20 protein-coding genes, 1 tRNA gene and 3 pseudogenes are annotated in these 23,796 nt (G+C 66.0%); 14 read left to right on the top strand and 10 right to left on the bottom strand.

Annotated elements, in window-relative coordinates:
• Positions 1-46 precede the first annotated feature (46 nt).
• Positions 47-1,588, top strand: a complete 1,542-nt coding sequence (locus tag ACP696_RS15095; protein WP_426011235.1) for a phospholipase D-like domain-containing protein — start codon at positions 47-49, stop codon at positions 1,586-1,588.
• Here the strand turns inward: ACP696_RS15095 and ACP696_RS15090 are convergent.
• The 3 genes from ACP696_RS15090 to metX form a co-directional block, all read right to left on the bottom strand.
• Positions 1,512-2,321: an endonuclease/exonuclease/phosphatase family protein gene (locus tag ACP696_RS15090; protein WP_426011236.1), complete on the bottom strand. Its 810-nt coding sequence runs from the start codon at positions 2,319-2,321 to the stop codon at positions 1,512-1,514. The genes ACP696_RS15095 and ACP696_RS15090 overlap by 77 nt on opposite strands.
• Positions 2,318-2,974: a methionine biosynthesis protein MetW gene (metW, locus tag ACP696_RS15085; protein WP_426011237.1), complete on the bottom strand. Its 657-nt coding sequence runs from the start codon at positions 2,972-2,974 to the stop codon at positions 2,318-2,320. The genes ACP696_RS15090 and metW overlap by 4 nt, the downstream gene beginning before the upstream one ends.
• Positions 2,975-3,104: 130 nt before the next feature.
• Positions 3,105-4,256 (bottom strand): homoserine O-acetyltransferase MetX, encoded by a 1,152-nt coding sequence (gene metX / locus ACP696_RS15080; protein WP_426011238.1) that lies wholly within the window; start codon positions 4,254-4,256, stop codon positions 3,105-3,107.
• An 86-nt stretch (positions 4,257-4,342) separates the two neighbouring features.
• Between metX and ACP696_RS15075 the strand changes: the two genes are divergently transcribed.
• The 5 genes from ACP696_RS15075 to ACP696_RS15055 are packed head-to-tail and all read left to right on the top strand — an operon-like array spanning position 4,343 to position 8,515.
• The gene (locus ACP696_RS15075) at positions 4,343-4,855 is read left to right on the top strand and encodes a SixA phosphatase family protein (RefSeq protein ID WP_426011239.1); all 513 of its coding nucleotides are present in this window, start codon (positions 4,343-4,345) and stop codon (positions 4,853-4,855) included.
• The gene (locus ACP696_RS15070; protein WP_426011240.1) at positions 4,852-5,196 is read left to right on the top strand and encodes a DUF952 domain-containing protein; all 345 of its coding nucleotides are present in this window, start codon (positions 4,852-4,854) and stop codon (positions 5,194-5,196) included. The genes ACP696_RS15075 and ACP696_RS15070 overlap by 4 nt, the downstream gene beginning before the upstream one ends.
• Entirely contained in the window at positions 5,193-6,257 is a 1,065-nt protein-coding gene (locus tag ACP696_RS15065) for a quinone-dependent dihydroorotate dehydrogenase (RefSeq protein WP_426011241.1), read from the top strand. Before ACP696_RS15070 ends, ACP696_RS15065 begins: the two co-directional genes overlap by 4 nt.
• The gene (locus ACP696_RS15060) at positions 6,254-6,991 is read left to right on the top strand and encodes a TVP38/TMEM64 family protein (RefSeq protein WP_426011242.1); all 738 of its coding nucleotides are present in this window, start codon (positions 6,254-6,256) and stop codon (positions 6,989-6,991) included. The genes ACP696_RS15065 and ACP696_RS15060 overlap by 4 nt, the downstream gene beginning before the upstream one ends.
• A 9-nt stretch (positions 6,992-7,000) precedes the next feature.
• A complete protein-coding gene (locus ACP696_RS15055) occupies positions 7,001-8,515 on the top strand; it encodes a sensor histidine kinase (RefSeq protein WP_426011243.1) in 1,515 nt (504 codons plus the stop codon).
• Between the two features lie 90 nt (positions 8,516-8,605).
• Here ACP696_RS15055 and ggt read toward each other — a convergent pair whose 3' ends face one another.
• Positions 8,606-10,336, bottom strand: a complete 1,731-nt coding sequence (gene ggt / locus ACP696_RS15050) for a gamma-glutamyltransferase (RefSeq protein ID WP_426011244.1) — start codon at positions 10,334-10,336, stop codon at positions 8,606-8,608.
• A 218-nt stretch (positions 10,337-10,554) separates the two neighbouring features.
• Here ggt and ACP696_RS15045 point away from each other — a divergent pair.
• Positions 10,555-10,631, top strand: a tRNA-Arg gene (locus ACP696_RS15045).
• Positions 10,632-10,808: 177 nt separating this feature from the next.
• Here ACP696_RS15045 and ACP696_RS15040 read toward each other — a convergent pair.
• The 4 genes and pseudogenes from ACP696_RS15040 to ACP696_RS15025 form a co-directional block, all read right to left on the bottom strand.
• Positions 10,809-11,281: pseudogene (locus ACP696_RS15040) on the bottom strand (transposase).
• A 416-nt stretch (positions 11,282-11,697) separates the two neighbouring features.
• On the bottom strand, positions 11,698-12,255 hold the full coding sequence (locus ACP696_RS15035; protein WP_426011245.1) for an SOUL family heme-binding protein: 558 nt from the start codon (positions 12,253-12,255) through the stop codon (positions 11,698-11,700).
• Between the two features lie 211 nt (positions 12,256-12,466).
• The gene (locus tag ACP696_RS15030; RefSeq protein ID WP_426030348.1) at positions 12,467-12,763 is read right to left on the bottom strand and encodes a hypothetical protein; all 297 of its coding nucleotides are present in this window, start codon (positions 12,761-12,763) and stop codon (positions 12,467-12,469) included.
• A gap of 72 nt (positions 12,764-12,835) precedes the next feature.
• Positions 12,836-13,741 carry a MerR family transcriptional regulator gene (locus tag ACP696_RS15025; RefSeq protein WP_426011246.1) on the bottom strand — a complete coding sequence of 302 codons (906 nt, stop codon included), beginning with the start codon at positions 13,739-13,741 and terminating at the stop codon, positions 12,836-12,838.
• 111 nt (positions 13,742-13,852) lie between these two features.
• On the opposite strand from ACP696_RS15025, the gene folE2 reads away from it, so the two are divergent.
• The 7 genes and pseudogenes from folE2 to ACP696_RS14990 form a co-directional block, all read left to right on the top strand.
• Positions 13,853-14,650, top strand: coding sequence for a GTP cyclohydrolase FolE2 (folE2, locus tag ACP696_RS15020; RefSeq protein WP_426030350.1), 798 nt, complete (start codon positions 13,853-13,855; stop codon positions 14,648-14,650).
• A gap of 2 nt (positions 14,651-14,652) precedes the next feature.
• Complete coding sequence (locus ACP696_RS15015; RefSeq protein ID WP_426011248.1) at positions 14,653-15,036, top strand: DCC1-like thiol-disulfide oxidoreductase family protein; 384 nt, start codon at positions 14,653-14,655, stop codon at positions 15,034-15,036.
• The gene (locus tag ACP696_RS15010) at positions 15,033-15,476 is read left to right on the top strand and encodes a DUF3429 domain-containing protein (RefSeq protein ID WP_426011249.1); all 444 of its coding nucleotides are present in this window, start codon (positions 15,033-15,035) and stop codon (positions 15,474-15,476) included. The genes ACP696_RS15015 and ACP696_RS15010 overlap by 4 nt, the downstream gene beginning before the upstream one ends.
• Positions 15,473-16,213 carry an SDR family NAD(P)-dependent oxidoreductase gene (locus ACP696_RS15005; protein ID WP_426011250.1) on the top strand — a complete coding sequence of 247 codons (741 nt, stop codon included), beginning with the start codon at positions 15,473-15,475 and terminating at the stop codon, positions 16,211-16,213. Before ACP696_RS15010 ends, ACP696_RS15005 begins: the two co-directional genes overlap by 4 nt.
• A gap of 543 nt (positions 16,214-16,756) precedes the next feature.
• A pseudogene (locus tag ACP696_RS15000) lies at positions 16,757-17,210 on the top strand (transposase); the annotation flags it as partial.
• Between the two features lie 464 nt (positions 17,211-17,674).
• Positions 17,675-18,727, top strand: coding sequence for a hypothetical protein (locus ACP696_RS14995; protein WP_426043986.1), 1,053 nt, complete (start codon positions 17,675-17,677; stop codon positions 18,725-18,727).
• Between the two features lie 197 nt (positions 18,728-18,924).
• Positions 18,925-19,458, top strand: a pseudogene (locus tag ACP696_RS14990) (haloacid dehalogenase); the annotation flags it as partial.
• Here ACP696_RS14990 and ACP696_RS14985 read toward each other — a convergent pair.
• Both ACP696_RS14985 and ACP696_RS14980 read right to left on the bottom strand, forming a co-directional pair.
• Positions 19,413-22,592 carry a PAS domain-containing protein gene (locus tag ACP696_RS14985; RefSeq protein ID WP_426044015.1) on the bottom strand — a complete coding sequence of 1,060 codons (3,180 nt, stop codon included), beginning with the start codon at positions 22,590-22,592 and terminating at the stop codon, positions 19,413-19,415. The pseudogene ACP696_RS14990 and the gene ACP696_RS14985 sit on opposite strands and share 46 nt — an antisense overlap.
• A gap of 358 nt (positions 22,593-22,950) precedes the next feature.
• The gene (locus ACP696_RS14980; protein ID WP_426030354.1) at positions 22,951-23,352 is read right to left on the bottom strand and encodes a PAS domain S-box protein; all 402 of its coding nucleotides are present in this window, start codon (positions 23,350-23,352) and stop codon (positions 22,951-22,953) included.
• Positions 23,353-23,796 lie beyond the last annotated feature (444 nt).

Here is a 23,796-nt window from a genome sequence, read left to right as displayed (position 1 = left end):
ATAACGCCGGTCGATGCGTTGGGAGCGTTCACGTCAAAGGGGCGACATGGCCGACGACGCATCTCTGCCGAACCCCGCCACGTTGCTGCAGCCGGGTTCGACCTGTTGGCGGCTCGAGACCGCCGAACGGCTGGCGCTGTTCATCGACAATGATGAGGCGTTCGACGCCCTGAAGACCGTCCTTTTATCGGCCCGCAAGTCGATCTGGATCCTGGCCTGGGTGTTCGATCCCTTGACGCGCCTTGACCCTGACCGGGTTAAGAAGAGCCGCGACCCGGAGCGCGTCGATCGCATCGGCCTGCTGCTGCGTCGCCAGGCGGCGCTGAATCCGGTGCTGGACGTCCGTATCCTGGTCTGGGACATGCCATTTCCGATCGCGGCCTCGCAGCTGTTCGGACCCCACCGGGGTAAGGTGTTCTTCGCCGGCTCGCGGGTGAAGTATCACCTGGACAACACCCTGCCGGCCAGCGCCTGCCACCACCAGAAGGTTGTCGTGGTCGACGGCACAGTGGCCCTCGTCAGCGGCGGGGACATCGGCATCGATCGCTGGGACACCACCCGGCACCTCGACAACGACCCTCGTCGGCGTCTGCCGACCGGCCATCACTATCCGGCCCGGCACGAGGTGGCGGCGATGGTCGAGGGCAAGGCCGCCGAGGCGCTCGGCGACCTGTTCATCGAGCGCTGGCGCAAATCCACGGGCGAGATGATCGAGCGGTCCGACAAGCCCGCCGAGAGCCCGTGGCCCGACGATCTGTTGCCCGACCTGCGCAAGGTCGGCCTGGGCATCTGCCGCACCCAGCCCGCCTGGAAGGGCGATCCCGAGATCAATGAAACGATGTTGATGCACCTGGCCAGCATCAAGTCGGCCAAGCGGCTGATCTATCTGGAGAACCAGTACATCACCTCGCCGATCATCGTCGAAGCCCTGGCCGAGCGCCTGGCCGAGGCGGGCGGTCCCGAGGTGGTCACCATCGGTCCGGCCCACAGTCCAAGCTATTTCGACCAGATGACCATGGACAGCGCCCGCACGGCGGCGATCAACCGCCTGCGCGAAATCGACGTTCACGGCCGGTTCTCGGCCTTCAGCGCCAAGACGCCCAAGGGCGCGGCGATCATCGTCCACTCCAAGGTGGCGATCATGGACGACAAGATGCTGCGGCTCGGTTCGGCCAATCTGAACAACCGCTCGATCGGTCTCGACACGGAATGCGACATCGCCTTCGAAGGTCGGGACGACGCCAGCCGGGCGGCCGTGCGCGCCTTTCTAGGAAGGCTGATCGGCCACTTCATCGATCACGAGACCGAGCATGTGCTCGAAACCTATGATCGCGAAGGCAGCCTGGCGGTGACCATCAACCTGCTCGATCGCCGGGGCGGCCAGCCGCGTCGCCTGGCGCCGGTGCCGGTCCGCGAGCTGACCGGCGTTCAGAAGTTCATCGCCGACTGGAGCCTGGGGGACGCCATCACCCCGGACGACGCCTGGCGTCCTTGGGGCCGCCGCAAGCGGCTCAAGCGCGATCTGCATCGCCTGATGAACCACGAGGGCTTGAAGCTGACATTGCCGGGTCACCTGCAACGGGACTGATCTCCAGATCGACGACCAACGGCAAATGGTCCGACGCCACCCGGGCCAGGGCGCCGTACGGCGAACGTATGCCGACCGTCTTCAGACCCTTGGTCAGAAAGACGTGGTCGATCCGCATGAACGGGAACTTGGAGGGGAAGGTCGCGGTCGGCGTCTTGTCCCAGCCAGCGCTCCGGGTCTGGGCGTCGCGCAGCACCGCCTTCAGCATCCGGTAGGTGGCCGAATAGGGCGAGGCGTTGAAGTCGCCCAGCAGGATGCCGGGCGCCGTCCAGGCCTCGTGCGTCATCCACTTATCGCCGAGTAACGCTGCGGCCTGGCGCTTTTGTTCCTGGGGCACCAGGCCAAGGTGGGTGTTGATGATCTGCACCGGAACGCCGCCGACCTCGACGGTGACCCATAGCGCGCCACGCGGCTCCAGGCCGGGGATACGCGTGTAGAGCGGCAGCCCCTCGGCCTTGACCTTCCTTTCGGGCAGGGCGGTCAGGATGGCGTCGCCGTACAGCTCCTCTTCCACCGCCATGGCGGGATGGAAGTGCGACTTCATCTTCAGCAGTTCAGCCAGGCGGTGGGCTTGGTCCACGCCCTTGGTTCGAGCGCGGCGGACGTCCAGTTCCTGCAGCGCCACCACGTCGGGTTTTTCGGCGGCGATGACCTCGGCCACGCGTTCGACGTCGAGCCGGCGGTCCGTGCCCACGCAGCGGTGGACATTGTAGGTCATGAGGCGAAGTTTCATCCGTCGAAGAGATCGCCTGAGGCCGCTGGAGGTTCCGCCGCGAGCGGGGATGGGTTGCGACTGAGCATGAACAGGCAGCTCTCGGCGCGCCAATTCTCCAGGGCCCTGGTCGGGTCGATCTGCCGAGCGGGCCCTTGGCCAGCGAAGGCGGCGCAGGTGTCGATGCGGACTTCGAGGTCTTCGGTCAGGGCCAGGAAGTCGGCCAGGGTGCACAGGTGGATGTTCGGCGTCGCCCACCAGGGCAGGGGCAGGGCCTCGGTCTCGGGCATGCGGCCGCGATGCAGCAGCGACCAGCGCACCTTCCAGTGACCGAAATTGGGGAACGACACCACCGCGCGGTCGGCGATGCGCAGCAACTCGGCCAGCACATGGCGCGGCCGGCGCGTTGCCTGCAGGGTCTGGGACAGCACCGCATAGTCGAACGAGCGGTCGGGGAAGTGGTCGAGATCCAGGTCAGCGTCGCCCTGCACCACCGACAAGCCGCGCGACATGCAGGCGGCCACGCCGGCAGCGCTGATCTCCAGACCCCGGCCATCGACCTGCTTTTCGCGGGTCAGCAGATCCAGCAGCACGCCCTCGCCACACCCGACGTCCAGCACCCGCGATCCCGGCCGAACCAGGCGCAGGATCTCCTTGAAGTCTTCCCGGATCATAGTCCTCCCCCTATGGGGGAGGTGTCGGCGAAGCCGACGGAGGGGGGAGTGCTCAAGCGCCCGACGACTGCCCCCACCGGCGCTTCGCGCCGCCTCCCCCACAGGGGGAGGGCCTTGGTCATGCGAACCCTCACAGCCCCCGCTCCCGGTCCACCGAACTCATGAACCCCTGCAGGGCCGCGTCCATCACCGGCTCATCCAGCAGGAAGGCGTCGTGGCCCTTGTCGCTCTCGATCTCGACGAAGGCCGCGCGGCAGCCGGCGGCGGTCAGGGCGCGGACGATGTGGCGGTTCTCGGCGGTCGGATAGAGCCAGTCGCTGGTGAAGGACAGCACGCAGAACCGCACGTGGCGAGCGCCGGCGAAGGCCTGGGCCAGCACCCCGCCATGGCCGGCCGCCAGGTCGAAATAGTCCATGGCCCGGGTGATGTAGAGGTAGGAATTGGCGTCGAAGCGATCGACGAAGCTGGCGCCCTGGTGGCGCAGATAGCTCTCCACCTGGAAATCGGCGTCGAAGCCCCAGGACAGGCCGTCGCGCTGCAACTCGCGGCCAAACTTCCGCTGCAGGGCCGGCTCGGACAGATAGGTGATGTGGGCGGCCATCCGCGCGACGGCCAGGCCCTTCTCGGGCCGCGACTTGCCCTTGGCGTAGGCGCCGGCTTTCCAATCAGGGTCGGCCATGATCGCCTGGCGACCCACCTCGTGGAAGGCGATGTTCTGGGCCGAGTGGCGTGACGCCGAGGCCACGATCACGGCGCTGAACAGGCGCTCTGGATAGTCGGCGGCCCATTGCTGGACCTGCATGCCGCCCATCGAGCCGCCGACGACGGCCAACAGGCTTTCGACACCCAAGGCGTCGATCAGCATGGCCTGGGCCCGCACCATGTCGGCGATGGTGATCACCGGGAAGGTCAGGCCGTAGACCTCGGCCGTGGCGGGGTTGACCGAGGCGGGCCCGGTCGAGCCCATGCAGCCGCCGATGACGTTCGAGCAGATGACGAAGTGCCGGGCCGGATCGATGGGTTTGCCCGGACCGATCAGCCGCGTCCACCAGCCGGGCTTGCCGGTGGTGGGATGGGTCCCCGCGACGTGCTGGTCCAGCGTCAGGGCGTGGCAGATCAGGATGGCGTTCGTGCCGTCCGCGTTCAGCGTCCCCCAGGTGCGATAGGCGACCTCGAGATTTTCCAGCTTGGCGCCGGAGTCGAGACGCAGGGGCTGGTTGGACGGGAACCGCCAGGTTCCGCCCTCGGACAGCACAGCCCCGGCGAAATCGAGATTTGCCATGCCGCCTTGGACCGCTTGGCGCCCCCTGTGTCAACTGGGCTCGCAACCGCGCTTCCGATGCGCGGCGGCGAAGGCTATGGAGGGTCATGGACCGACTGATCCTCATGCGCCACGGCAAGGCCGAGCAGCACGCCGCCTCGGGTGGTGATTTCGAACGCGCCCTGGCCCCCCGCGGGCAGAGCGACGCCGCCCTGATGGGCAAGGTGCTGGCCAAGGCCGGACTAGCGCCGGATCTGGCGCTGGTGTCCTCGGCCCGCCGCACGCGCGAAACCTGGGACGCCGCCGGCCCGGCCTTTCCCAAGGCCAGGGCCGAGCCCCGCCGCGACCTCTATCACGCCGAGGCTCAGGACGTGCTGGCGGCGATTCGCGAGGGGGCGCCCGACAGCGGAACCGTCATGGTCGTCGGCCACAATCCTGGCCTGCACGAACTGGCGCTGCGAATGGCGATGGGCGCAGCGGCCGATCCGGCTCTGCTGGCCAAGCTGCGCGGCAAGTTCCCGACCTCGACGGTCGCGGTGTTTTCGATCGACACGGATGGAGCCCCGACCTTGAGCCACCTGTTCTATGCTTCGGAAAATGGCGGACAAGGCGGCGAATGAGCACGATCTACAAGCTGCTGTCGGCCGATAGCTGGGCCGCCGCGCGCGCGGCCGGCGCATTCGAGGGCTCGGCCGTCGATCTGGCCGACGGCTTCATCCACTTCTCGTCGGGCGAGCAAGCCCAGGAAACCGCCGCCAAATGGTTCGCGGGTCAGGATGACCTGCTGCTGCTCACGGTCGAGATCGACGACGCCGACCCGGCCCTGAGGTGGGAGGCCTCGCGCGGCGGGGCGCTGTTTCCCCACCTCTATCGCCCGCTGCGGACCGATGAGGTCACCGCCGAGCGGCCGCTGGCCCTCGACGCCGTTGGCGCGCCGATCATCGGCGAGCTCTCCGCATGAGCCTGCACGACATCGCCGCGCGCGCCCTGCATGGGCTCGATCCCGAGGACGCCCACGGCTGGGCGATCAAGGGCCTGAAGATGGGTCTGGGTCCGCGCCAGTCGGACGTGGACGACCCGATCCTGTCGCTGACCGTCGCCGGCCTGCCGCTGTCCAACTGCGTGGGTTTGGCCGCGGGCTTCGACAAGAACGCCGAGGTCCCGGCCGCGATGTCGAGAGCCGGCTTCGGCTTCGTCGAATGCGGCACGGTCACGCCCCTGGCCCAGGCTGGCAATCCGCGCCCGCGGCTCTTTCGCCTGACGCAGGACCAGGCGGTGATCAACCGCATGGGCTTCAATAACGAAGGCCTGGAGCCGTTCGCCGCCCGCCTGTCGACGCTGAAGGCGCAGCGGACGCGCGGTATCGTCGGGGCCAATATCGGGGCCAACAAGGACGCGACCGACCGCATCGCCGACTATGTCACCGGCCTGACCCGCCTGTGGGGTTTGTCGGACTATTTCACCGTCAACATCTCGTCGCCCAACACGCCCGGCCTGCGGGCTCTGCAGACCAAGGCGGCGCTCCAGGACCTGTTGGGCAAGCTGGCCGAGGCGCGCGGCCTGCTGAAGGCGGCAGGGACGGTGGACTATCCGATCTTCCTGAAGGTCGCGCCCGACCTGGAGGACGGCGAGGTCGAGGCCATTGTCGAGACGGTGAAGGCCAATGGCCTGAACGGAATCATCGTCAGCAACACCACCATCGCCCGCCCCGGCGGTCTGAGGTCGCCGCACGCCACCGAAAGCGGCGGCCTGTCGGGACAGCCCCTGCTGGCCGCCTCCAACGCCATGATCGCCCGCTTCCACGCCGTCAACAGCGGTCACCTGGCGCTGATCGGGGCCGGCGGAGTCGCCAGCGGCGCCGACGCCCTGGCCAAGATCAAGGCCGGGGCCTGCGCGATACAGCTCTATTCGGCCCTGGTCTATGGCGGCCCGGGACTGGTCAGCCGCATCAAGCGCGACCTGGCCGCCCGGCTCCGGGCCGAGGGCTTCGCCTCGGTCACCGACGCGATCGGGACTGCATGACCCCCGACGCCGCCCTGACGTGGCTACGTCGCTTCGGACCCCTGGCGGCCCTTCTGGTCCTGCTGGCCCTTGCCCTGGGCACGGGCCTGGCCGGCAGGCTGTCGCTAGAGACCCTGCAGGCCCAAGGTACGGCGCTGCAGGCCTACGCCCACGCCAATCCGCTGAAGTGTGCGGCGATCTATATCCTCATCTATGTCGCCACCGTCTCGATCTCGCTTCCGGGCGCGCTGATCCTCTCGCTGACCGGCGGCTTTCTGTTCGGGCCGATCGGCGGCGGCTGCGTGGCGGTGACCGGCGCCACCGGCGGTTCGACCGTGGTCTATCTGGTCTGTCGCACGGCTTTCGGCGACTTCCTGCGCCGTAAGCCCGGGGCTCTGCTGGCGCGGGTCGAGGAAGGGTTCAAGGCCGACGCCTTCTCCTACCTGTTGACCCTGCGGCTGATCCCGGCCTTTCCGCTGCTGCTGGTCAATGTCGCCTCCGGGCTGATGAACATCCCCCTGCGCACCTATCTGCTGGCCTCGTTCCTGGGCATGATTCCCAGCTCGTTCGTCTATGCTGGGATCGGCGCGGGCCTGGGCCACTTCTTCGCGAGCGGCGAGCCGGTGACGATGCACAGCCTGTTCTCGCCGCGCATCTATCTGCCGATCTTGGCCATGGGCGCCCTGGCCTTGTTGCCGCCGCTCTGGCGCTATTGGCGTAACCGGCGCGTTGCCGAAGCCTCAGACGTGAAGTAACCCAGACAGATGGCCGAGCCGGTCACGTCGTCAGAGACCGAACCGCCCTCGTCAGGGGGAAAGCCAGGGCGTCGCTTCCCGTGGCCCGGCGGCCTGTCGGCGCGCCTGCTGCTGCTGACCGCCCTGTTCGTGGCGATCGCCGGCGCCTTCATCCTGCCACCGGCCCTGGCCGACTTCGAGAAGCAGTGGCTGCTGGATCGGGTCCGCGCCGCCGAGCTGGCCTCGACCATCGCCGACGCCGACCCCGAGCGCCGGATCACCGACAAGGTCTCCCAGCAATTGCTGGACCAGGCTGGTGTGGTGATCGTCGCCCTAGAGGTCGATGGCGCCCGCCGCCTGGTCCTGCCCACCGAGCCGCGCGGCCTCAAGATCAAGCCGCCCTATCTCGTGGACCTGCGCCGCCAGAACTCCGGCTCGTGGCTCGCCGCCCCGTTCTTCACCTTGAAGAGCGCGCCGGGCAGCATGGTGCGGGTGATGGCCGAGCCGCGTTTCCGCCAGGAAGCCGAGTTCGTCGAGATCGTGCTGCCCGACGGCCCGCTGAAGGCCCAGCTGATCGGCTATTTCGGCCGGCTGGCGGCGGTGACCCTGTTCGTCGCCTTGCTGGCGGGAGGGCTGATCTATCTATCGTTGAACTTCCTGCTGGTGCGCCCGATGCAGCGCATCACCCAGGCCATGGAGCGGTTTCGCGCCGACCCCGAGGACGCCCGCGCCCGCGTCGTGGTCTCGCGCCGCCGCGACGAGATCGGCCGCGCCGAGCGCGAGCTCGACCTGATGCAGACCGACCTGATCACCGCCCTGCAGGCCAAGGCCCGCCTGGCCGCCCTGGGCGAGGCGGTGGCCAAGATCAATCACGACCTGCGCAACATGCTGACCAGCGCCCAGATGGCGTCGGACCGCCTGGCCGCGCTCGGCGATCCCAAGGTCGCCCAGGCCTTGCCGCGTCTCGAACGCGCCCTCGACCGCGCCATCACCCTGGCCACCGATGTCATGGCCTATGGCAAGTCCAAGGAGCCCGCGCCGCTGGCCCGACCGCTGCCGCTCCGCGCCGCCCTCGACATGGCCGCCGAGGACTCGGGCCTGCTGCCGACCGGGGTGGCTTTGGAGACCGTCATCGAGACCCGCGAGCAGGTGCTGGCCGATCCCGATCAATTGCATCGCATCCTGACCAACCTGCTGCGCAACGCTCGCGAGGCCATCGAGGGCTCCCCCGATCGCGGGGGCAAGGGCAAGGTCTTTGTCGAATTGCGCCGCGTCGACGGCATGAGCGTGCTGCGCCTGTCGGACGATGGTCCGGGCGTGCCGGAAAGGGCTCGCAACAACCTCTTCCAGCCGTTCGTCGGCTCGGTGCGGCGGGGCGGCACGGGCCTGGGCCTGGCGATCGCTCGTGAGCTGGCCCAAGGCCATGGCGGCGATCTGGCGCTCGTCGAGACAGGACCGGGCGGCTCGGTGTTCGACCTGACCTTGGCAGGCGTGCTCGAGCCGGCGCTGGCCCCGGCGAAGCCCAAGGCGAACTCCAAACCCTAGAGCATTTTTCTTCACGCGAACCGGAACCACTTCGCTCGAAAAATGCTCTAGGCAAGCCTCGAAGAACGCAGAGCGCCCCTACAGCCCCCCCTACAGCCCCTTGGCCACGCCCTCGCGCCGAGGATCCGCCCCGCCTTCCAGCACGCCACCCGGCCGGACGATCACGCCATGCAGGCCGGAGGTCTCGTTCTGGCCGGTACGGATGGCCACGCCCCGCGCCTGCAGAGCCGCCGTCATCTCCGGCCCGAACTTCTCGACATCGGCCGAGAAGCTGTCGCCGCGCGCCACGATATTGGGCAGGTTGATCGCCTGCTGCATGGACAGGCCCCAGTCGAACACCCCGACCATGGCCTTGAGATTATAGGACAGGATCGCCGAGCCGCCTGGCGAACCCAGGGCCGCCAGGAACTTGCCGTCCTTGTCGAGCACGATGACCGGAACCATCGACGAGCGCGGCCGCTTGCCGCCGGCCACGGCGTTGGCCCCGGGGGCGCCGTCGGGGTCCTTCGGGTCGAAGTTGAAGTCGGTCAGCTGGTTGTTGAGGAAGAAGCCGCCGACCATCCGGCCAGAGCCGAAGACGCTCTCGACCGTGGTGGTCATTGACACCACATTGCCCTGCGGATCGACGATGACCATGTGGGTCGTGCCGGCCGGCTCACGCGTCGAGTCCGCGCCCACGACCGGGGCGCCCCTGGGCAGGCCAAAGGTGGGCGCCGGACCCGCGCTCGTGCCGATCAGCTTCGCGCGCTCCGCCACATAGGCGGGGTCCAGCAGGCCTTCGACCGGAACCTTCACGAAGGACGGATCGCCGATATAGCGGTCGCGGTCGGCGTACATCACCCGTTCGGCCTCGGCCATCTGCGTCCAGGCTGTCGGATCGGTCGGCCCACGCGTGGCGATGTCGGTGTGTTCCAGCATCATCAAGGCCTGCAGCAGCGACGCGCCGCTCGACGACGGGTTGGGCACGCAGACCGTATAGACCTTCCACGGCCGGCACAGGGCGTCGGCCGAGCGCGGCCTGTAGGCCTTCAGATCGGCCAGTGTCATGCTCGACGACAGCTCACCCTGATGCAGTCGATCGACGATCGCCTGGGCCAGCGGGCCGTCATAGAGCGCGCTGGGCCCCTTGGCGGCCAGGCTGCGCAGGGTGACGGCGTAGGCCGGGTTCTTCAGCGTGTCGCCGGCCTGGTAGCGCTGGCCGTTCGGCTTGGTGAAATAGGTGATGACATCGGGCGCGACGTTCTCCGGAATGCGCGGGCTGTTGATCATCCCGGCCAGGCGTGGACTGACGGTAAAGCCGCCATCGGCCAGGGCCTCGGCGTCCTTGAACAGCGTGCCCCAGGCCGCCTTGCCGTGCTCCTTCTGGGCCTGGGCCAGCATGGCCACAGCCCCCGGCACGCCCGTCGAGCGGCCGGAAAGCAGGGCGGTGACGAAGTCCAGCGGCTTGCCGTCCGGTCCCATGAAAAGCTGCGGCGTGGCCGCCCGCGGAGCCTTCTCACGACCGTCATAGGCGGTCACCTTGCCGGTCTTGGCGTCGTAGAACACCATGAACGATCCGCCGCCCAGGCCCGAGCTTTGCGGCTCGACCAGACCGAGCACCGATTGCACCGCCACCGCCGCATCCACGGCCGACCCGCCATCGCGCAGCACCCGCAGCCCCGCCGCGACCGCCAGCGGATTGGCGGCGGCGACCATGCCCCGCGGCGAATAGACGGGCGTCGCGGCGATCGGCGTCGCGGCCATCGCCGGTTCCGGCGTCACGGCCGCCAGGGGCGCGCAACCGGCGAGCAAGGCGAGAACCAGGGGGGCGATCAAGCGCATGGGCGGACTTCCGTCGAAAGGTCGGTAAGCGAATGGCGCCCGCACCAGCGCGGATCCACGCGCGGCCAAGGTCGTCCAGGTCTTTCAAAAGGGGAGCGCGGCCTTGCGGGTCAAGCCCCCGCCCTGGTTCTCCACAAACTTCCCCCCATCTGCATGAAAACCCGCTTGCGCCCCACCGGTGAACGGGCTATCTCCCCCGCCTCGCCGAAAGGCAATGCGCGCCCGTAGCTCAGCTGGATAGAGCATCAGACTACGAATCTGAGGGTCGGACGTTCGAATCGTTCCGGGCGCGCCATTTTCTCCGAACAATCTCAATGGGTTGTGAGCTTCGCTGTCACGGAGCAGCGGCGGCGTTTGGCTGTAACAGCTGTAACGACGCTGGGGTTGCCGGTGGATTTTCTGACTTGGTTGGCACAAAGCGGCTCCAAAACAATGGCTTATCGGAATTCCGGTAGTCTAATACCCATCGCCCCTAGCGTGAACCTTTGGCCCATTGGCGGTGGCCGATGGATTTGATGCGGTCTGGCTCTGCCATCAATTTGTTCCAGGCCTCGCAGATGGCTTGGACGATGGCGTCGTCGTCGTCGAACACCCGGTTGGAGAGGAAGCGCTGTCGCAGGTGCTGCCAGACGTTCTCGGCGGGATTGAGCTCGGGTGAGCGTGGCGGCAGGGGCAACGGGGTGAGGTTGTCGGGCGGTCTGAGCTTTTGGGTGGTGTGCCATCCGGCCTGGTCGAGGACGACCACGCCATGGGCTCCCGCAGCGCCCAGTCCCGCAGCGTCTGCCGGTCCATGCCGGCCAACTCAGCCGCTTCGGCTCGACTGCGGCCTTCATAAACCGCCGCCAGCGCCAGCAGTCGCCGCGCCTGATCGGCATTCTTGGCGCGGGCCGCCAGACGACGGGTCTGGGCGGCGTCATAATCGTCTCGAAGCTTGATCGCCGACATCCACAACCTCCCTTGCAACCACGAGAGTGAATCACCGTTCGGCCAGTCACGGAGTCCTGTCGGAGTCAGAGCTAGGGGCTTTTGGTATTGGCCAACTGTCCGAATTTCCGGCGCCACCTCACAAGAGAGCTACTTCTGAACATGGCGGCTGATGATCGTCCTTACAAAAACACCGTCGCCGTCCTCGCCACGATGCACGGGAAAGAGCGCGCAATCGGTCCTGTGCTCGAAACAGGAAATCGCAAGTCTCCCCTGCGAATGGTGCGGCGAGCGGTCCCATGTCATTCGCGCAGAGGTGTTGACCCGCCAAGCCTGCCACTATCGACAAGAGCGTCCCGCGACGAGCGCCACGACCGCAGATCCTGGCCGCTGTGAGAGCTGCAGGCCGCTGCCGCCGTTTGGCCGATCAGGCGCAATCAGGGCGCGACGGGGATCATCACTTCGTTGCGCCGCAAGAACCAGGGGGTCCACGGGGGATCATACTGGGCCAGCGACGCCGGGCCGACAGCGCGGAGGTGGTGTGTTCCAGTAATCTTTTCGAGCTCGGAGGTTTTGGCGGCCACATCGTCCTTCCGCGCCAGGCCAGAGAATCGGAGAACCGCAAAGCGGGCGGGCGCAAGAACGCGCAGGTGCACCTTAGGGTCGTTAGGTTCGGGAAGCGTCGCTAAGGAATAGGCGCTCGGCATCGTGAAGCGCACGACCCATTCGTTTGCACTCTGGGTCTGGGTGACCGGCGCGGTCATGGCGATCTTCTCGCTCATCGACGACTGGGCCACCGGCGCCGTCATGGCGATGCTCTGGCGGCGTTTGTTGCCACCAAATATATAGCCGGCGAGCAGGCGAAAGCCTTTGCCGGCCGCTGCTTTCTGGTCCCCGCCGACGGTCACCTCAGCAACCACCAGGGCCGGATAGTCGCGGACTTCGAAAGCGCCCTCGCGGAGGACGGCCTTAAAGGGTGGTTCTTCGACGGCCATCGCAACGGTTCCGATGAGGGTGACGCCCAGTACTGCGCCCAATACTCTCCGTCTCATAATCATCCTACTCTCTTGCGACCCGTCAGCACGCCGCCGGCTCTTTGGTGGCGTGCTCCGGTGCGGTGTACGGCGGCCGATTGCGATTGAGTCGAAGGCCATGCAAGTTCTAGCGGGTGCAATTCAAGCCGCCAGAGCCCGCATCCGACGAGTTCTATTCGTGCTCCCCGTCGGGCCTACGTGCCGATTGAAATGCAAACAACGCTGGCTTCTTTTCTGCGGCTGTGTAGGTCGCAACAGTTATGGCCGCAGCTGCTATTAGAGCTATGTGTCCAATCATACTTACGGCGAAGAACGTATAGCTACCAATAGCAATAGAAAAGGCCGAAACCCACATCCAAGCCAGAATCTGCAGTATCATATGTCTAGTGGGCACGTCCGGGATATGACGCAGCGGGCTGACATTATGGTCGAATACGTAACTCCAAATGTGAACTACAAACTTTTTCATGAGACTTTTCCTTCTGATTGTTGCGGTCTTGCTTTTGCTGTTGAGAATATCTGTCTAATCGGCTCGGTTGCATCACACTTGAGCGATCCTTCCATCTTCACAAGCCCGCCACGCCGTAACTGCGGGCCCGATGGCGGCTAGCGCTCGCAGCACTCGGACGCCGGGCTTCGGTCGTAGGCCGGCGCAGGCGCCGCCGGCCCAGATCTCTACGGTACTGGGCACGAGGGCGCGCAGTTCAGAGAGGCCAGCGACCGCCTGAGTCACCGGGATCATCGACGAGAACGACAGCGCCAGGATGTCGACCTCGTGCGCCCTGGCGGCAGCAGCAATTTCGGGGATCGGTGTCTGCACGCCCAAGGAAATGCCGAGGCAGCCTTCGAGCGTGAACATCGCCTCGGCCATCAGCAGGCCGAGAGCATGCGGTTCTTGCGGAAAGGTGCTGAACAAAACCCGCGGGCGACGACGCGGCACGCCTGCGCCCTGGGCTGCATTGATGGCGCTGCGCAGGACGGTCGTGAACTGCTCGGTGAACAGGTGTTCCTGATGGATCTCAAGCTCGCCCCGCGACCACGCGACCCCGACCGCCTCTGCTAGCCCAGGCCCGATTTCGGCTGCGAACGCGCCCAAGCCGGCCCGCATGACCATGGCGTTCAAAACCTCCCGCAGCCCGGCCGCGTCATAAGCCTCCAGAAGCTTCAGAACCTGCTGGCCCTCGCCCCCGACGGACCGCGGCGCCTGGGAGTCGATCTGCCGTAGCAGGGCGAAAAGGTCCTCGTCCGGGCGGCCGACCACTCTCCCGGGACGATGGCCCGCAGCCACCAAACGGCGGAGCAGGCGGAGGGTGGCCACCTGATCGGCTGGGTACAGCCGTTCGTCATTGTGGTCCCTCAACGGTTTGGGGAAACCGTAGCGTCGCTCCCAGACGCGCAGCGTGTCTTTGGGCAAGCCGCAGTCGCGCTCGACCGCCGCGATGCTCATCAGGCGCGAGCTGTCGGGTGCATCTATATTTGTCATGGACAACTATCAGTTATTTTCTGGACAATCGGGCTTCAAGGCGTATTTGTCCAGGACAAATACGCGGAGCCCGCCATGAACATGATCACCACCGCGCTGATGCCAGATGTGCAGTCCAGCGAGGATTCTCGAAACATCGTCATACAGCGGGTGGGCGTGAAATCGGTTACCTATCCGATGCTCATCGCCACGCACGACGGCGTCCAGCCTTCGGTTGCGGTCATCGACATGTACGTGTCCCTGCCGGCCCACGCCAAGGGAACCCACATGTCGCGGTTCCTGGAGGTGCTGGAGGATTTCAAGGCGCCCCTTTCCGCGGAAACCCTATCAAGCCTGATGGCGACCATGCTGACGCGCCTCGGCGCCGAGAGCGGCGTCATCGAGATGCGGATGCCCTACTTTGTCCGCAAGACCGCGCCCGTTTCGGGGATCAAGAGCTTGCTCGACCACCAGCTGACGCTCCGCGCCGAACATGCCAACGGCCAACTGTCGATCACTCAGCAGATCCTGACCCCGGTCACCAGCCTCTGTCCGTGCTCGAAAGAGATCTCGCTCTACGGCGCCCATAACCAGCGCTCGCACATCACCATTGCCGCGACGCTGGCGCAGGGCGCCGTGTTGCCGTTGCAGGACCTCATCGATATCGCTGAGGCGAGCGCGTCCTGCCAGCTCTGGGGGCTTCTGAAGCGACCAGACGAAAAGTATGTGACCGAGCGCGCTTACGAGAACCCGAAGTTCGTGGAAGATCTCGTGCGCGATATCGCTGTGTCGCTGTCCGCCGATCCCCGCGTGGCCCGCTATGAGGTCTCCTCAGAAAACTTCGAGTCCATTCACAATCACTCAGCGTTCGCATGGCTGTCAGGCCCCCAGTAGCCGTGGCCGACCCGCGTTCGCTGACCGTCTGGTACGATGGCGACTGCCCGATCTGCAGGGCGGAGATCGGGCTGATGAGTCAGCTTGATCGCGGCTCGGCGATCGAGTTCGTCGATCTCAGCCTACCGGGTGCGTGCCCGAACGATCGCGTGGCGCGGTTGGCGCGGTTGCACGCCCAGCCTCGCGGCGGGCCGGTGGTCGCCGGGGCGGCGGCCTTCGTGGCCATGTGGGGTGTCCTGCCGGCCCTACGCCCGCTCGCCGTGCTGGCCTCGCCGCCGCCGGTCCTTTGGCTCCTGGAACGAGCCTACGGCCTCTTTCTGAGATTGCGCCCGGGATTGCAGACGATCTTGCGATGGGGCCTGGCGCGGCGGACGAGGAAGCGATGACAGGGCGAACGGGACATACGCCGCGCGGCGTCCTGGCCTACGGCGTTCTGGGGATCATTCCCTTCTGGTCGCTGGCCGTCGCGAGCGTACTGGCGCCGAAATGGGTGGACGTCGCTGCGGCGATCGAAGCCGTCTATGCCGCCCTGATCCTTTCATTCCTGGGCGGGGCGCGATGGGGGCTGGCGGTGCGGGACGCCGCGCCCGATCCCATCGTCGTGGGGCTGGCCATGACGCCGACCCTGGCGGGGCTCGCGGCCCTGGTTTTCCTCCCTGACGCAGCCCGCCTTCAGTTGACCGTGCTAACCGCCGCCTTGGCCCTGAACTGGGCCTGGGACGTCAGCGCCAAGGGATTGCCGCCTTGGTACGCCCGGCTCAGGACCGGTCTCACGATCGGCGCCGTCGGCGGGCTGTGCGTCGGGGTCCTGCAGGTTCCGCAGTGACCAGCGAGGGGAACGGCGACATCGCGGTGGTGATCGGAGCAGGCGGCGGCATCGGTCGAGCCCTCCTCGAGGCGCTTCGGCGCGATGCGCGGTACGGGCATGTGGTCGGCCTGTCACGGCAGCGCCCGTCGGATCTGATCGATGACGCGGATCAGACCTGGATCGAAGCCGATATACTGGAGGCGCCGAGCCTTTTGGCGGCAGCGCGGCGGGTGGCGGCCCTGGGGATGCCAACCCGCGTCATCGTGGCCACCGGCGCGCTGCACGGTCCAGGCTTTGGCCCGGAGAAGTCCCTTCGGACCCTGAACTCGGACACATTGGGTCGGCAGTTCCAGATCAACGCAATCGGCCCGGCGCTCGTCGCGCAGCATTTCCTGCCCTTGATGCCGCGTGACCGCGCCAGCGCATTTGCATCCTTGTCGGCGCGGGTGGGCAGCATCGCCGACAATGCGGCGGGCGGCTGGTACGGCTACCGGGCCTCGAAGGCCGCGCTCAACATGATCATCCGCACGGCTGCAATCGAGCACGCACGCACCCATCCGCTTGGTGTTTGCGTGGCGATCCATCCGGGTACGGTGGCGACGCCGCTCAGCCGGCCGTTCATCGGGCAGACCCCGCCGGCCCGGCTTTTCACGCCGCAGGTCGCGGCAGGCCACATCCTGCGTGTCCTTGACGGATTAAGCCCCGAGGCGACCGGTGGGTTCTACGCCTGGGACGGCGCGGCGATCCCTTGGTGAGTCACCTTCTTCACACCAGATCGGCCGCCCTGACGTGAATCTCGCCGTGCCCGCCGCGCAGCGAACGCCGCACGACCTCTGCTGACGCTCGTCGGAGGCAACGCGATCTTCGCGGCGGCCCCGTTCGCTGTCAAACCCCCGGCCCCCGAGCACTGAGGAGTTTGACAGGGAACGGGGCCCTAATAACCTGGCCCCGCTGGTGGCCCGCCTGGACGAAATGGAGGCCGCTGACGCTGCGTTCCGCGAGGCGACGCAAGCCCGCCGGGCCCATTATCTTGAGCCCGCGGGGTTTGCGCAGAGATATGCCGCCCAGGCGCCTAGATCCCGGCGCCTGGAAAAGTCCCATAAGAACGACAGTTCCACTGTACAGGATAAGGACGCGCCTTCGCCGCGAAGTTCCTCCTTCGCGCGTCCGGCTACGCCTCCCGCGCACGGCAAACGCAACGGATCCTCGGGCCAACGCCACAGCAACGGAACGTCCAGCGCCATTTGCTCTCCGGAGGGAGCAAGCGGCTTGGGCGGCGCTCAACCTGCACCCTCTGCGGCGGCCGAAATGGTGCGCCAGGAGCTCTTATGAGGCTGCCGGTCAGCAACGACACGCTGCTGCGGGTAGTCCGCCGGCGCGGCTCTCCAGCGCCCACGCCGCCCACAGTGGTTGGCATCAACGACTGGGTCTGGCGACGCAACCATCGCTACGGGACGATCATCGGTGATCTGGAACGGAGGCGGCCCATCAGCCTGCTTCCAGACCGCGAGCCGCGCCAGGGCTCATGCTTGGCTGAGCCAGCAACCGCAAATCGCCATCGTCGCTCGCGATCGGGGCGGCGCCTACGCTTTGGCGGCCGCCAAAGCGGTTCCGCATGCGGTCCAGGTCGCCGACTGCTGGCACTTGATGGAGAACGCCAGCCGCGCGTTCCTCGACGCGGTGCGCAAGTCGATGCGCCAGATCCGCGGCGCCATTGGCGCCAAGACCATCAACCCAGCCCTACTCAGCGCCAGATGTACGGCCGGGGGAAGCTAGATGTCCTACAGGCCCGGCTGATTGGCCATGCCACCTGATCGCGTCACCAAATGTGCGTCAGAGCCTTTTTTCCACGCTGCTGCACAGTGAGAAGACGTTGAGGCTTGTTCGGGTCGGGCATGCTGTACCCCTACTGCTCGCCGCGTTTCTACTGGCGACTTATCTCCCGGCTTTCACGTCAAACGCCGAGGCCAACTCTTCGCTGAAGGCTTCTGCACAACGGCGGCCTGTCGCCTGTAGACGGTCAGGACCGGGAGGTCGGGCTCGCGCGGACATCCCAGATCAATTCTACGTCGTTGACGCGGGCAAAGGGGTCTCGAACCAGTGTTTTAACGGAAGGCCCTCGGCCAAAATGCTGAAGATCCAGCATCACCGCCGTGGTCCGGCGCGGTGGTGGTCGGCTCCGATGGGGCTAGGCGGCCCATGGCGGTGTCTCCAGCGTGTCACGGGATGGGACCGAACAGCTCGTCCAGCAGGTCGGCGAAGAAGGCTTCGATGATCCGCGCCTCATGGAGGACTTCGGCCCTTGCGGCGTCTTCATGGGCTACGACTTCCATCTCGGCGCCGAGGGGTCCAAGCTCATCGAGGTCAATACCAATGCCGGGGGCGCCTTCCTCAACGCCATGCTGGCGCGTGCGCAGAGGGCCTGCTGCCGCGAGGCGGACGACGCGATGCGTGGGGCGCCTCCAGATGAATTCGACGCGATCGTCTGGAAGATGTTCCTGGCGGAGTGGCGGGCGCAAGGTCGCGTGGGACAGCCGCGAACAGTCGCCATCGTCGATGATCGGCTGCGGGAGCAATATCTGCTTCCCGAGTTTCTGCTGGCGCAACGCTTCTTCGAGCGCAACGGCCTCAAGGCCTGGGTGGTCGATCCGGAGCAACTGCGCTTCGTCGAGGGCCGATTGGAGTTCGAGGACCAGGCGGTCGATCTTGTCTACAACCGCCTGGTGGACTTCGCCCTGAGCGAAAGCGGCCATGAGCCGTTGCGAGAGGCCTATATGGCTGGCGCGGTTGTGCTCACGCCCAACCCTCGCAATCACGCGCTCCTGGCCGACAAGCGCAACCTGACCCTGCTCTCCGACCCGGGCGCGGCGAGCCGATGGGCGATCACATCCAGCCAGCGGCAGAGCCTGGCGGCCGTGCCCGCCACCGTCATGGTCACCGCGGATAATGCGGACCAGCTCTGGGCGGCGCGCAAGCGCTACTTCTTCAAGCCGGCGGCGGGCCATGGGGGCAAGGCGGTCTATCGCGGCGACAAGATCACCCGAGGCGTTTGGCAGGACATCCGGCAAGGCGGCTACATCGCCCAGGCGTTCGCCGCGCCCCGCGAACGGCGGACCAGGGTCGACGGCGAGATCCAGTCGCTGAAGCTGGACATGCGCCTCTACACCTATGCTGGTTCACCGCTTCTGATGGCCGCCCGCGTCTACCAGGGACAGACCACCAACTTCAGGACGCCGGGGGGCGGCTTCGCGCCGGTTTTCGTCATCTGAATGGGGAGCCGCAAGTTGTCTCCACGGCGATCGTCCTGAACACAAGCTGCGGCGCGTGGCGGGCCTTGGATGCGGGTCTAGGCGATTGAACGGCCTGGCTTGGCTTGGCTTGGATCAAATCCCCATCTCTGCCGTTGCGGCAGATACCCCGCGAAGGCGTCTCGCCCAGTCTCCACTGCGCATATGGGCGCGCGTCGCCCGCTTTCCGCGACGCGGCGGGCGCCGTTCCGGTCTGTTTCGAGGCGGCCGCCGTGATCACCGTGCTGGTGCTCCTGGGGCAGGTCCTCGCACTGCGGGTCCGCGAACGAACCAGCTGGGCGATCAAGGCCCTGCTCAACTTGGCTCCCAAGACCGCGCGGCGCCTCCGCGAGGACGGGACCGACGAGGAGGTCACGCTCGACCTTGTCCTCGTAGCCGACCGGCTGCGGGTCCGACCAGGCGAGAGGGCGCCGGTGGACGGCGAGATCGTCGAAGGCCGCATGTCGATCGACGAGTCCCTGGTGACGGGCGAGTCCATGCCGGTCACCAAGCAGCCAGGGGGCAAGGTCATCGCCGGCTCGATCAACAAGACCGGCTCCTTCGTGATGCGGGCCGAGAAGGTGGGCGCCGACACCTTGCTCTCACGCATTGTGCAGATGGTCGCCGACGCGCAACGCAGCCGCGCTCCGATCCAGCGGATGGCCGATCAGGTCTCCGGCTGGTTCGTGCCCGCTGTCATCGCCGTGGCGGCCGGCCTCGCGGTAAGCCAAGCGACGCTTCGCGCAAGGTCTGTGTTTCGGAAGGGCTTACTGAGAAGAGGCAGCTCCGGCGATACGCCGGAGTGCTCCGCAAAACCAGAAACAAGCAGGATCGGGACTTCCGGAAGAGCGACCTTCACGGCGGCGGCCATTTCCACGCCCGTCATTCCGGGCATCAAATGGTCGGTGACAATCAGGCTGGGCCGAAGGCCGGCCTCGATCATGGCCAAGGCGGTTTCAGCCGAACTAGCCTCTTGGACGGCCCAGCCCATGTCCGTCAGCATCTCAGCTGTTATTGCCCGCACCGACTCTTCGTCATCCACCAGGAGAACTGTGCCCTTAGGGCCTTCGGTCAAAAACGATGTCTCAGGATCCCCTGTCGTCGGGCGAACCGCCTCTTCACTTTGCGGAAGCCAAAGCTCTACGGTGGTGCCGACGCCAAGGCCGCTTTGTATGGTCAGGCTCCCGCCCAATTGTTCCGCGAGGCCATGCACCATTGAGAGCCCAAGCCCGGTGCCCTTGCCGACGCCCTTCGTCGAGAAGAAGGGCTCGATGGCTCGTGCCAGAGTGGCCTGATCCATTCCCACGCCAGTATCGGCTATGGAGACGATGACATAGCGGCCAGGCTCGAGGTCGGCGCGGTCGCCGCGCTTGATGGTTGCGCTCCGGGCCGTCAGCCGCAGCGTCCCATTGTCCTCCATCGCATCGCGCGCGTTGACAGCGAGATTCAACAGAGCCATTTCCAGCTGGTTGGCGTCGGCCAACGCTGGCGGCAGCCGGTCCTCTAGCTCGACCACCACCTTGATATGGGGGCCGATCGTGCTGGCGACCAAATCCGCCATGCCAGCCACCAATTCGCTCACATCAAGGGTTGTCGATTGCAGGGGCTGGCGCCGTGCGAAGGCGAGCAAGCGCTGCACCAGGGTCTTGGCGCGCTCGGCCGACTGGATCGCCATGGAAACCAAGCGCTGTTCGCGCTCGCCCCTGGCGCCCTTGCGTTCGAGCATGTCCAACGCCCCAAGGATCGGGGTGAGCAGGTTGTTGAAGTCGTGCGCCACGCCGCCAGTCAGCTGGCCCATGGCCTCCATCTTCTGGACCTGACGCAACTGGGTTTCGGCGAACCTCAGGCGCTTTTGCTCGCGAACGCGATCGGTCACATCGTAGGCAAATTGGTACGCCCCGATCTGCTCACCGGAGGCGTCGCGCAACACGTTGTACTTCATCTCATAGGACCTGCGGCCACGCGTGGCGTCGCCGAATTCCCCGACTTCCGTGAACTCTTCCCCTCCTAGGGCCCGCGCCCAGACCGAGCGGACCTCGGCCTGGTGGTCGGGCTGGGGCGCCAGGAGATCGAGCATCGAAAGGCCAGCCTTGGGTCGCACCCCATAAATCCGTTCGAACTCATCAGCGGCGGCCCGGTTGACGGCCATCCAGAGGAACTCCAAGTCAACAACCTGCACGAAGGCGTCTGTGCCCTCCACAATATCAGCCAGGAGCCTGCGTTCGGCGAGCGCGGCCGCGACGCGCTTTTCCAAGGTAATGGCCAAGTCTCTGAGTTCGGTTTCAGCCGCTCGCTGGGCCGTGATATCGGTGTGGACACCGACCCATTCAACAATGGAGCCGTCCGAGCCGAAGGTCGGGACCGCGCGAATCGAGAAGGTGCGCCAAGCGCCGTCGGCGCGGCGCAGTCTGTGCTCAAACAAGAACGGCTTGCGCTCGCGGACGGCCTCTTCCCACGCATCGACGGTAGGCTGAGCATCCTCCGGGTGCACGGCTGCGGCCCAACCATAGCCTTGGTATTCGTCTCGAGACTGTCCGGTGAGCCCCGCCCAGCCCGGCTGCTCTCCTACCATGCGTCCCTCGGGATCGTTGGTCCAAATCAGGCCTTCGACCGCCGCGACCGCGGCCTCGAACCGCCCATGGCTCGTCCTGAGGGCGGCTTCGGCGCCGACCCTTTGAATATGAGCCCACGAGCGCTGGGTGACTTCGCCGATCAGCGCCAGGTCGTCCTCGGTCCATGAGCGCGGGGCCGCGTCATGGATCGCCATCAAGGCTGTCAGCCGACCGTCCTTGACGAGGGGCATGCAGATCGTGGCGGCGATCCCAATCGCCTGGAAGGTCGCGGCCTCTTCGGGGGCAAGCTCGGCCAGATTATCCATGACGATCAGCGGCCGGCCAGCGCCAAGGTTGGCCACCGCCAGCTTCCCGAAGTCAGCAAGCCTGTAGTGGCCAACAATGGTCTGCGAACCTGGCGCCGCCCAATCGCCTCGGACCGTAAAGCCGTCCTGATCGGCGTCCATGTCAGCATAGGCGCAGTTCGAACCGCCCATATATTCGCCGACCATCCGCGTGGTGATGGCCAGGATCGCGTCGGCATTGTCGAGGGTTGAGAGGGCCCTGTTGAGGGTGTCGAGGAAGCGGAGGCGGGCTTCGCTTCGTCGCAGTTCGGGCGCGTCGTCCGTGACGTCGCGGCCAACGGTATAGAAGGTTTGGCTGCCGGACTGCGGATCGGGCACGGCGGACCATGAGAACGCCATGGCTTGGCCGTCCGACCTCAGCAGCCTGATGCGAAATTGATGGACGGGCTCCCCCTTTTGCAAGGCCCCAACGACCTGGGCCGCGAAGGGGAGGTCATCAGGATGGATGATTTCAGAAAACGGCCTCGCAAGGAGGTCTTCTTCAGACCTCCCGAGGTGGTGCGACCAGGCCGGGTTGATACGTCGCAAAAAGCCGTCGTATGTCGCCGCCGCTAGGAGATCGCGGCTCATCTCAAAAAGCTGCTCGCGTTCTTCCTCAATGCTTGCCAATGGCTTTGGGTCCTCGTGGATTTGAGCAGGGGTCTCTGCCCAGACGCCCAAGAGCCCGGTGACGCCGCCACGTTCGCCGCGAACAGGCGTGATGTCGAAGTGCGCATCGACCCGGCCTCGCACGTCCAGGCCGAGGGTCGAGGCCGTGATAAGCGCTGGAGCGCCGGTGAACACGCGCTCGAATACGGGCTGCAACGGCGACCCTGCATAGGGCCAACGCTGTTCGTCCGCCAGACCTGGGGGGTCTGCTTCGGGTCCGACGAGGGCGTTAAACGCATCGTTGTAAAGCCAGATCCGGTCCTTGCCCCAGCCGACGAACATGGGCTGTTTCGAGTTTAGCATGAGCTCGACAAGAGCCTTCAAGACGGGTGGCCACTCCGCTGGTGCGCCAAGCGATGTGGACGTCCAGTCGAAAACACGCAGGCGCCGGCGCATATCATCCTCGCCGTCGAGGAAGGCCCGGTCTGGCTCCAGCACGGCGAGCTCCCGTTCGCTCATCTGGAAATCTTCCCCGGCGCAGGTCCAGCAAAATAGGCTCTGGCCAGGTTGAAAGCGATGCGGGACCGGGTCGTTCCACTGAGGGCGATGATCGGCCAGCTCCGTTGGGTCCGACACGCGTCGCCTGACATCATTGACAAGGCACACCTTGCGAGAGAGTGCGCGCTGCTCGCGAACGCCTTCACGGCTTGGCTCGGGTGTCCAGGACATCCCGAACACGGGCCGCCATCTGCTCAAACGTGAACGGCTTGCCGATCAATTCTACCCCGGCAACCGGGAAGCTGGACCCGTCGAGCCTGAAGAACAGCTCGCCCGAGACCTCGGCCGGCTTGCCGGTGCTCGCCCCGTGATAGCTGTTCAGGGCATTGCTTTCAGCATCGGCGCGCAAGGCGGCGATTGGCCGGCCGATATACTCGTCCGCAGTATATCCGAGCAGATCCAGTTCCGCCTGGTTCGCCCGCAGTACCAGGCCATCGCTCCCAACCAGATGAAGCCCGATCGAGCCGTTATCAAAGAAATCTTCGAGAGCAGCCGCAAATTCGTCGGTCGAACCCAATGTGGCGCGGTTGGGCTCAATAGCCATCGGGGGCCTCACACTGGACGCGTCGTGGCCGACGCAACAAGTTTCAGTTAGGTCCCCCGACCTTGCATGTTTTCTACTCCGGGCTCGCTGGGCAGGTCGAGCGTGAATTAGGGGATAGGTCGCGGGAGGGGGAGCTTGCACGTCGTGATCTCTCGCGCCTGGGTCCTGCGGCGCGTAGCGTCTTACCGGCGCCTGTCGCTCTTTCTGACGATGTGTGAGAGCGCCTCGACCGAATACGGCTTCTGCAACAGGGGAAAGCCCTTTTCCTTACTGTCGGATAGAGCCTCGCTATAACCGGAGGTCAGGATAATCGCCTTTTGCGGCTAATGCTCTAGGCCGTAGTGACGATTTAGGATTCCCATCGAGAGGCGGTTCTGATTCAACGCTGCTTTTTGGAGGCGGTGTTGGAAGGCGAAGTTCTTCGGGACGATCAGTGGGCTCGGA

Source organism: Caulobacter sp. DWR3-1-2 (assembly GCF_049896225.1).
In the GTDB taxonomy this organism is placed as follows: Bacteria; Pseudomonadota; Alphaproteobacteria; order Caulobacterales; family Caulobacteraceae; genus Caulobacter.
Note: the sequence above shows the minus strand (reverse complement) of the source record. Positions and strands in the feature narration are given on the sequence as shown.

Bases quoted from the DNA above. Each gene is read 5' to 3' on its own strand.
- ACP696_RS15095 (WP_426011235.1), top strand. From the start codon at position 47: ATGGCCGACGACGCATCTCTGCCGAACCCCGCCACGTTGCTGCAGCCG.
- ACP696_RS15090 (WP_426011236.1), bottom strand. From the start codon at position 2,321: ATGAAACTTCGCCTCATGACCTACAATGTCCACCGCTGCGTGGGCACG.
- metW (WP_426011237.1), bottom strand. From the start codon at position 2,974: ATGATCCGGGAAGACTTCAAGGAGATCCTGCGCCTGGTTCGGCCGGGA.
- metX (WP_426011238.1), bottom strand. From the start codon at position 4,256: ATGGCAAATCTCGATTTCGCCGGGGCTGTGCTGTCCGAGGGCGGAACC.
- ACP696_RS15075 (WP_426011239.1), top strand. From the start codon at position 4,343: ATGGACCGACTGATCCTCATGCGCCACGGCAAGGCCGAGCAGCACGCC.
- ACP696_RS15070 (WP_426011240.1), top strand. From the start codon at position 4,852: ATGAGCACGATCTACAAGCTGCTGTCGGCCGATAGCTGGGCCGCCGCG.
- ACP696_RS15065 (WP_426011241.1), top strand. From the start codon at position 5,193: ATGAGCCTGCACGACATCGCCGCGCGCGCCCTGCATGGGCTCGATCCC.
- ACP696_RS15060 (WP_426011242.1), top strand. From the start codon at position 6,254: ATGACCCCCGACGCCGCCCTGACGTGGCTACGTCGCTTCGGACCCCTG.
- ACP696_RS15055 (WP_426011243.1), top strand. From the start codon at position 7,001: ATGGCCGAGCCGGTCACGTCGTCAGAGACCGAACCGCCCTCGTCAGGG.
- ggt (WP_426011244.1), bottom strand. From the start codon at position 10,336: ATGCGCTTGATCGCCCCCCTGGTTCTCGCCTTGCTCGCCGGTTGCGCG.
- ACP696_RS15035 (WP_426011245.1), bottom strand. From the start codon at position 12,255: ATGGCCGTCGAAGAACCACCCTTTAAGGCCGTCCTCCGCGAGGGCGCT.
- ACP696_RS15030 (WP_426030348.1), bottom strand. From the start codon at position 12,763: ATGAAAAAGTTTGTAGTTCACATTTGGAGTTACGTATTCGACCATAAT.
- ACP696_RS15025 (WP_426011246.1), bottom strand. From the start codon at position 13,741: ATGAGCATCGCGGCGGTCGAGCGCGACTGCGGCTTGCCCAAAGACACG.
- folE2 (WP_426030350.1), top strand. From the start codon at position 13,853: ATGAACATGATCACCACCGCGCTGATGCCAGATGTGCAGTCCAGCGAG.
- ACP696_RS15010 (WP_426011249.1), top strand. From the start codon at position 15,033: ATGACAGGGCGAACGGGACATACGCCGCGCGGCGTCCTGGCCTACGGC.
- ACP696_RS14985 (WP_426044015.1), bottom strand. From the start codon at position 22,592: ATGTTCGTCGGCTGGGGCAAGGACCGGATCTGGCTTTACAACGATGCG.
- ACP696_RS14980 (WP_426030354.1), bottom strand. From the start codon at position 23,352: ATGGCTATTGAGCCCAACCGCGCCACATTGGGTTCGACCGACGAATTT.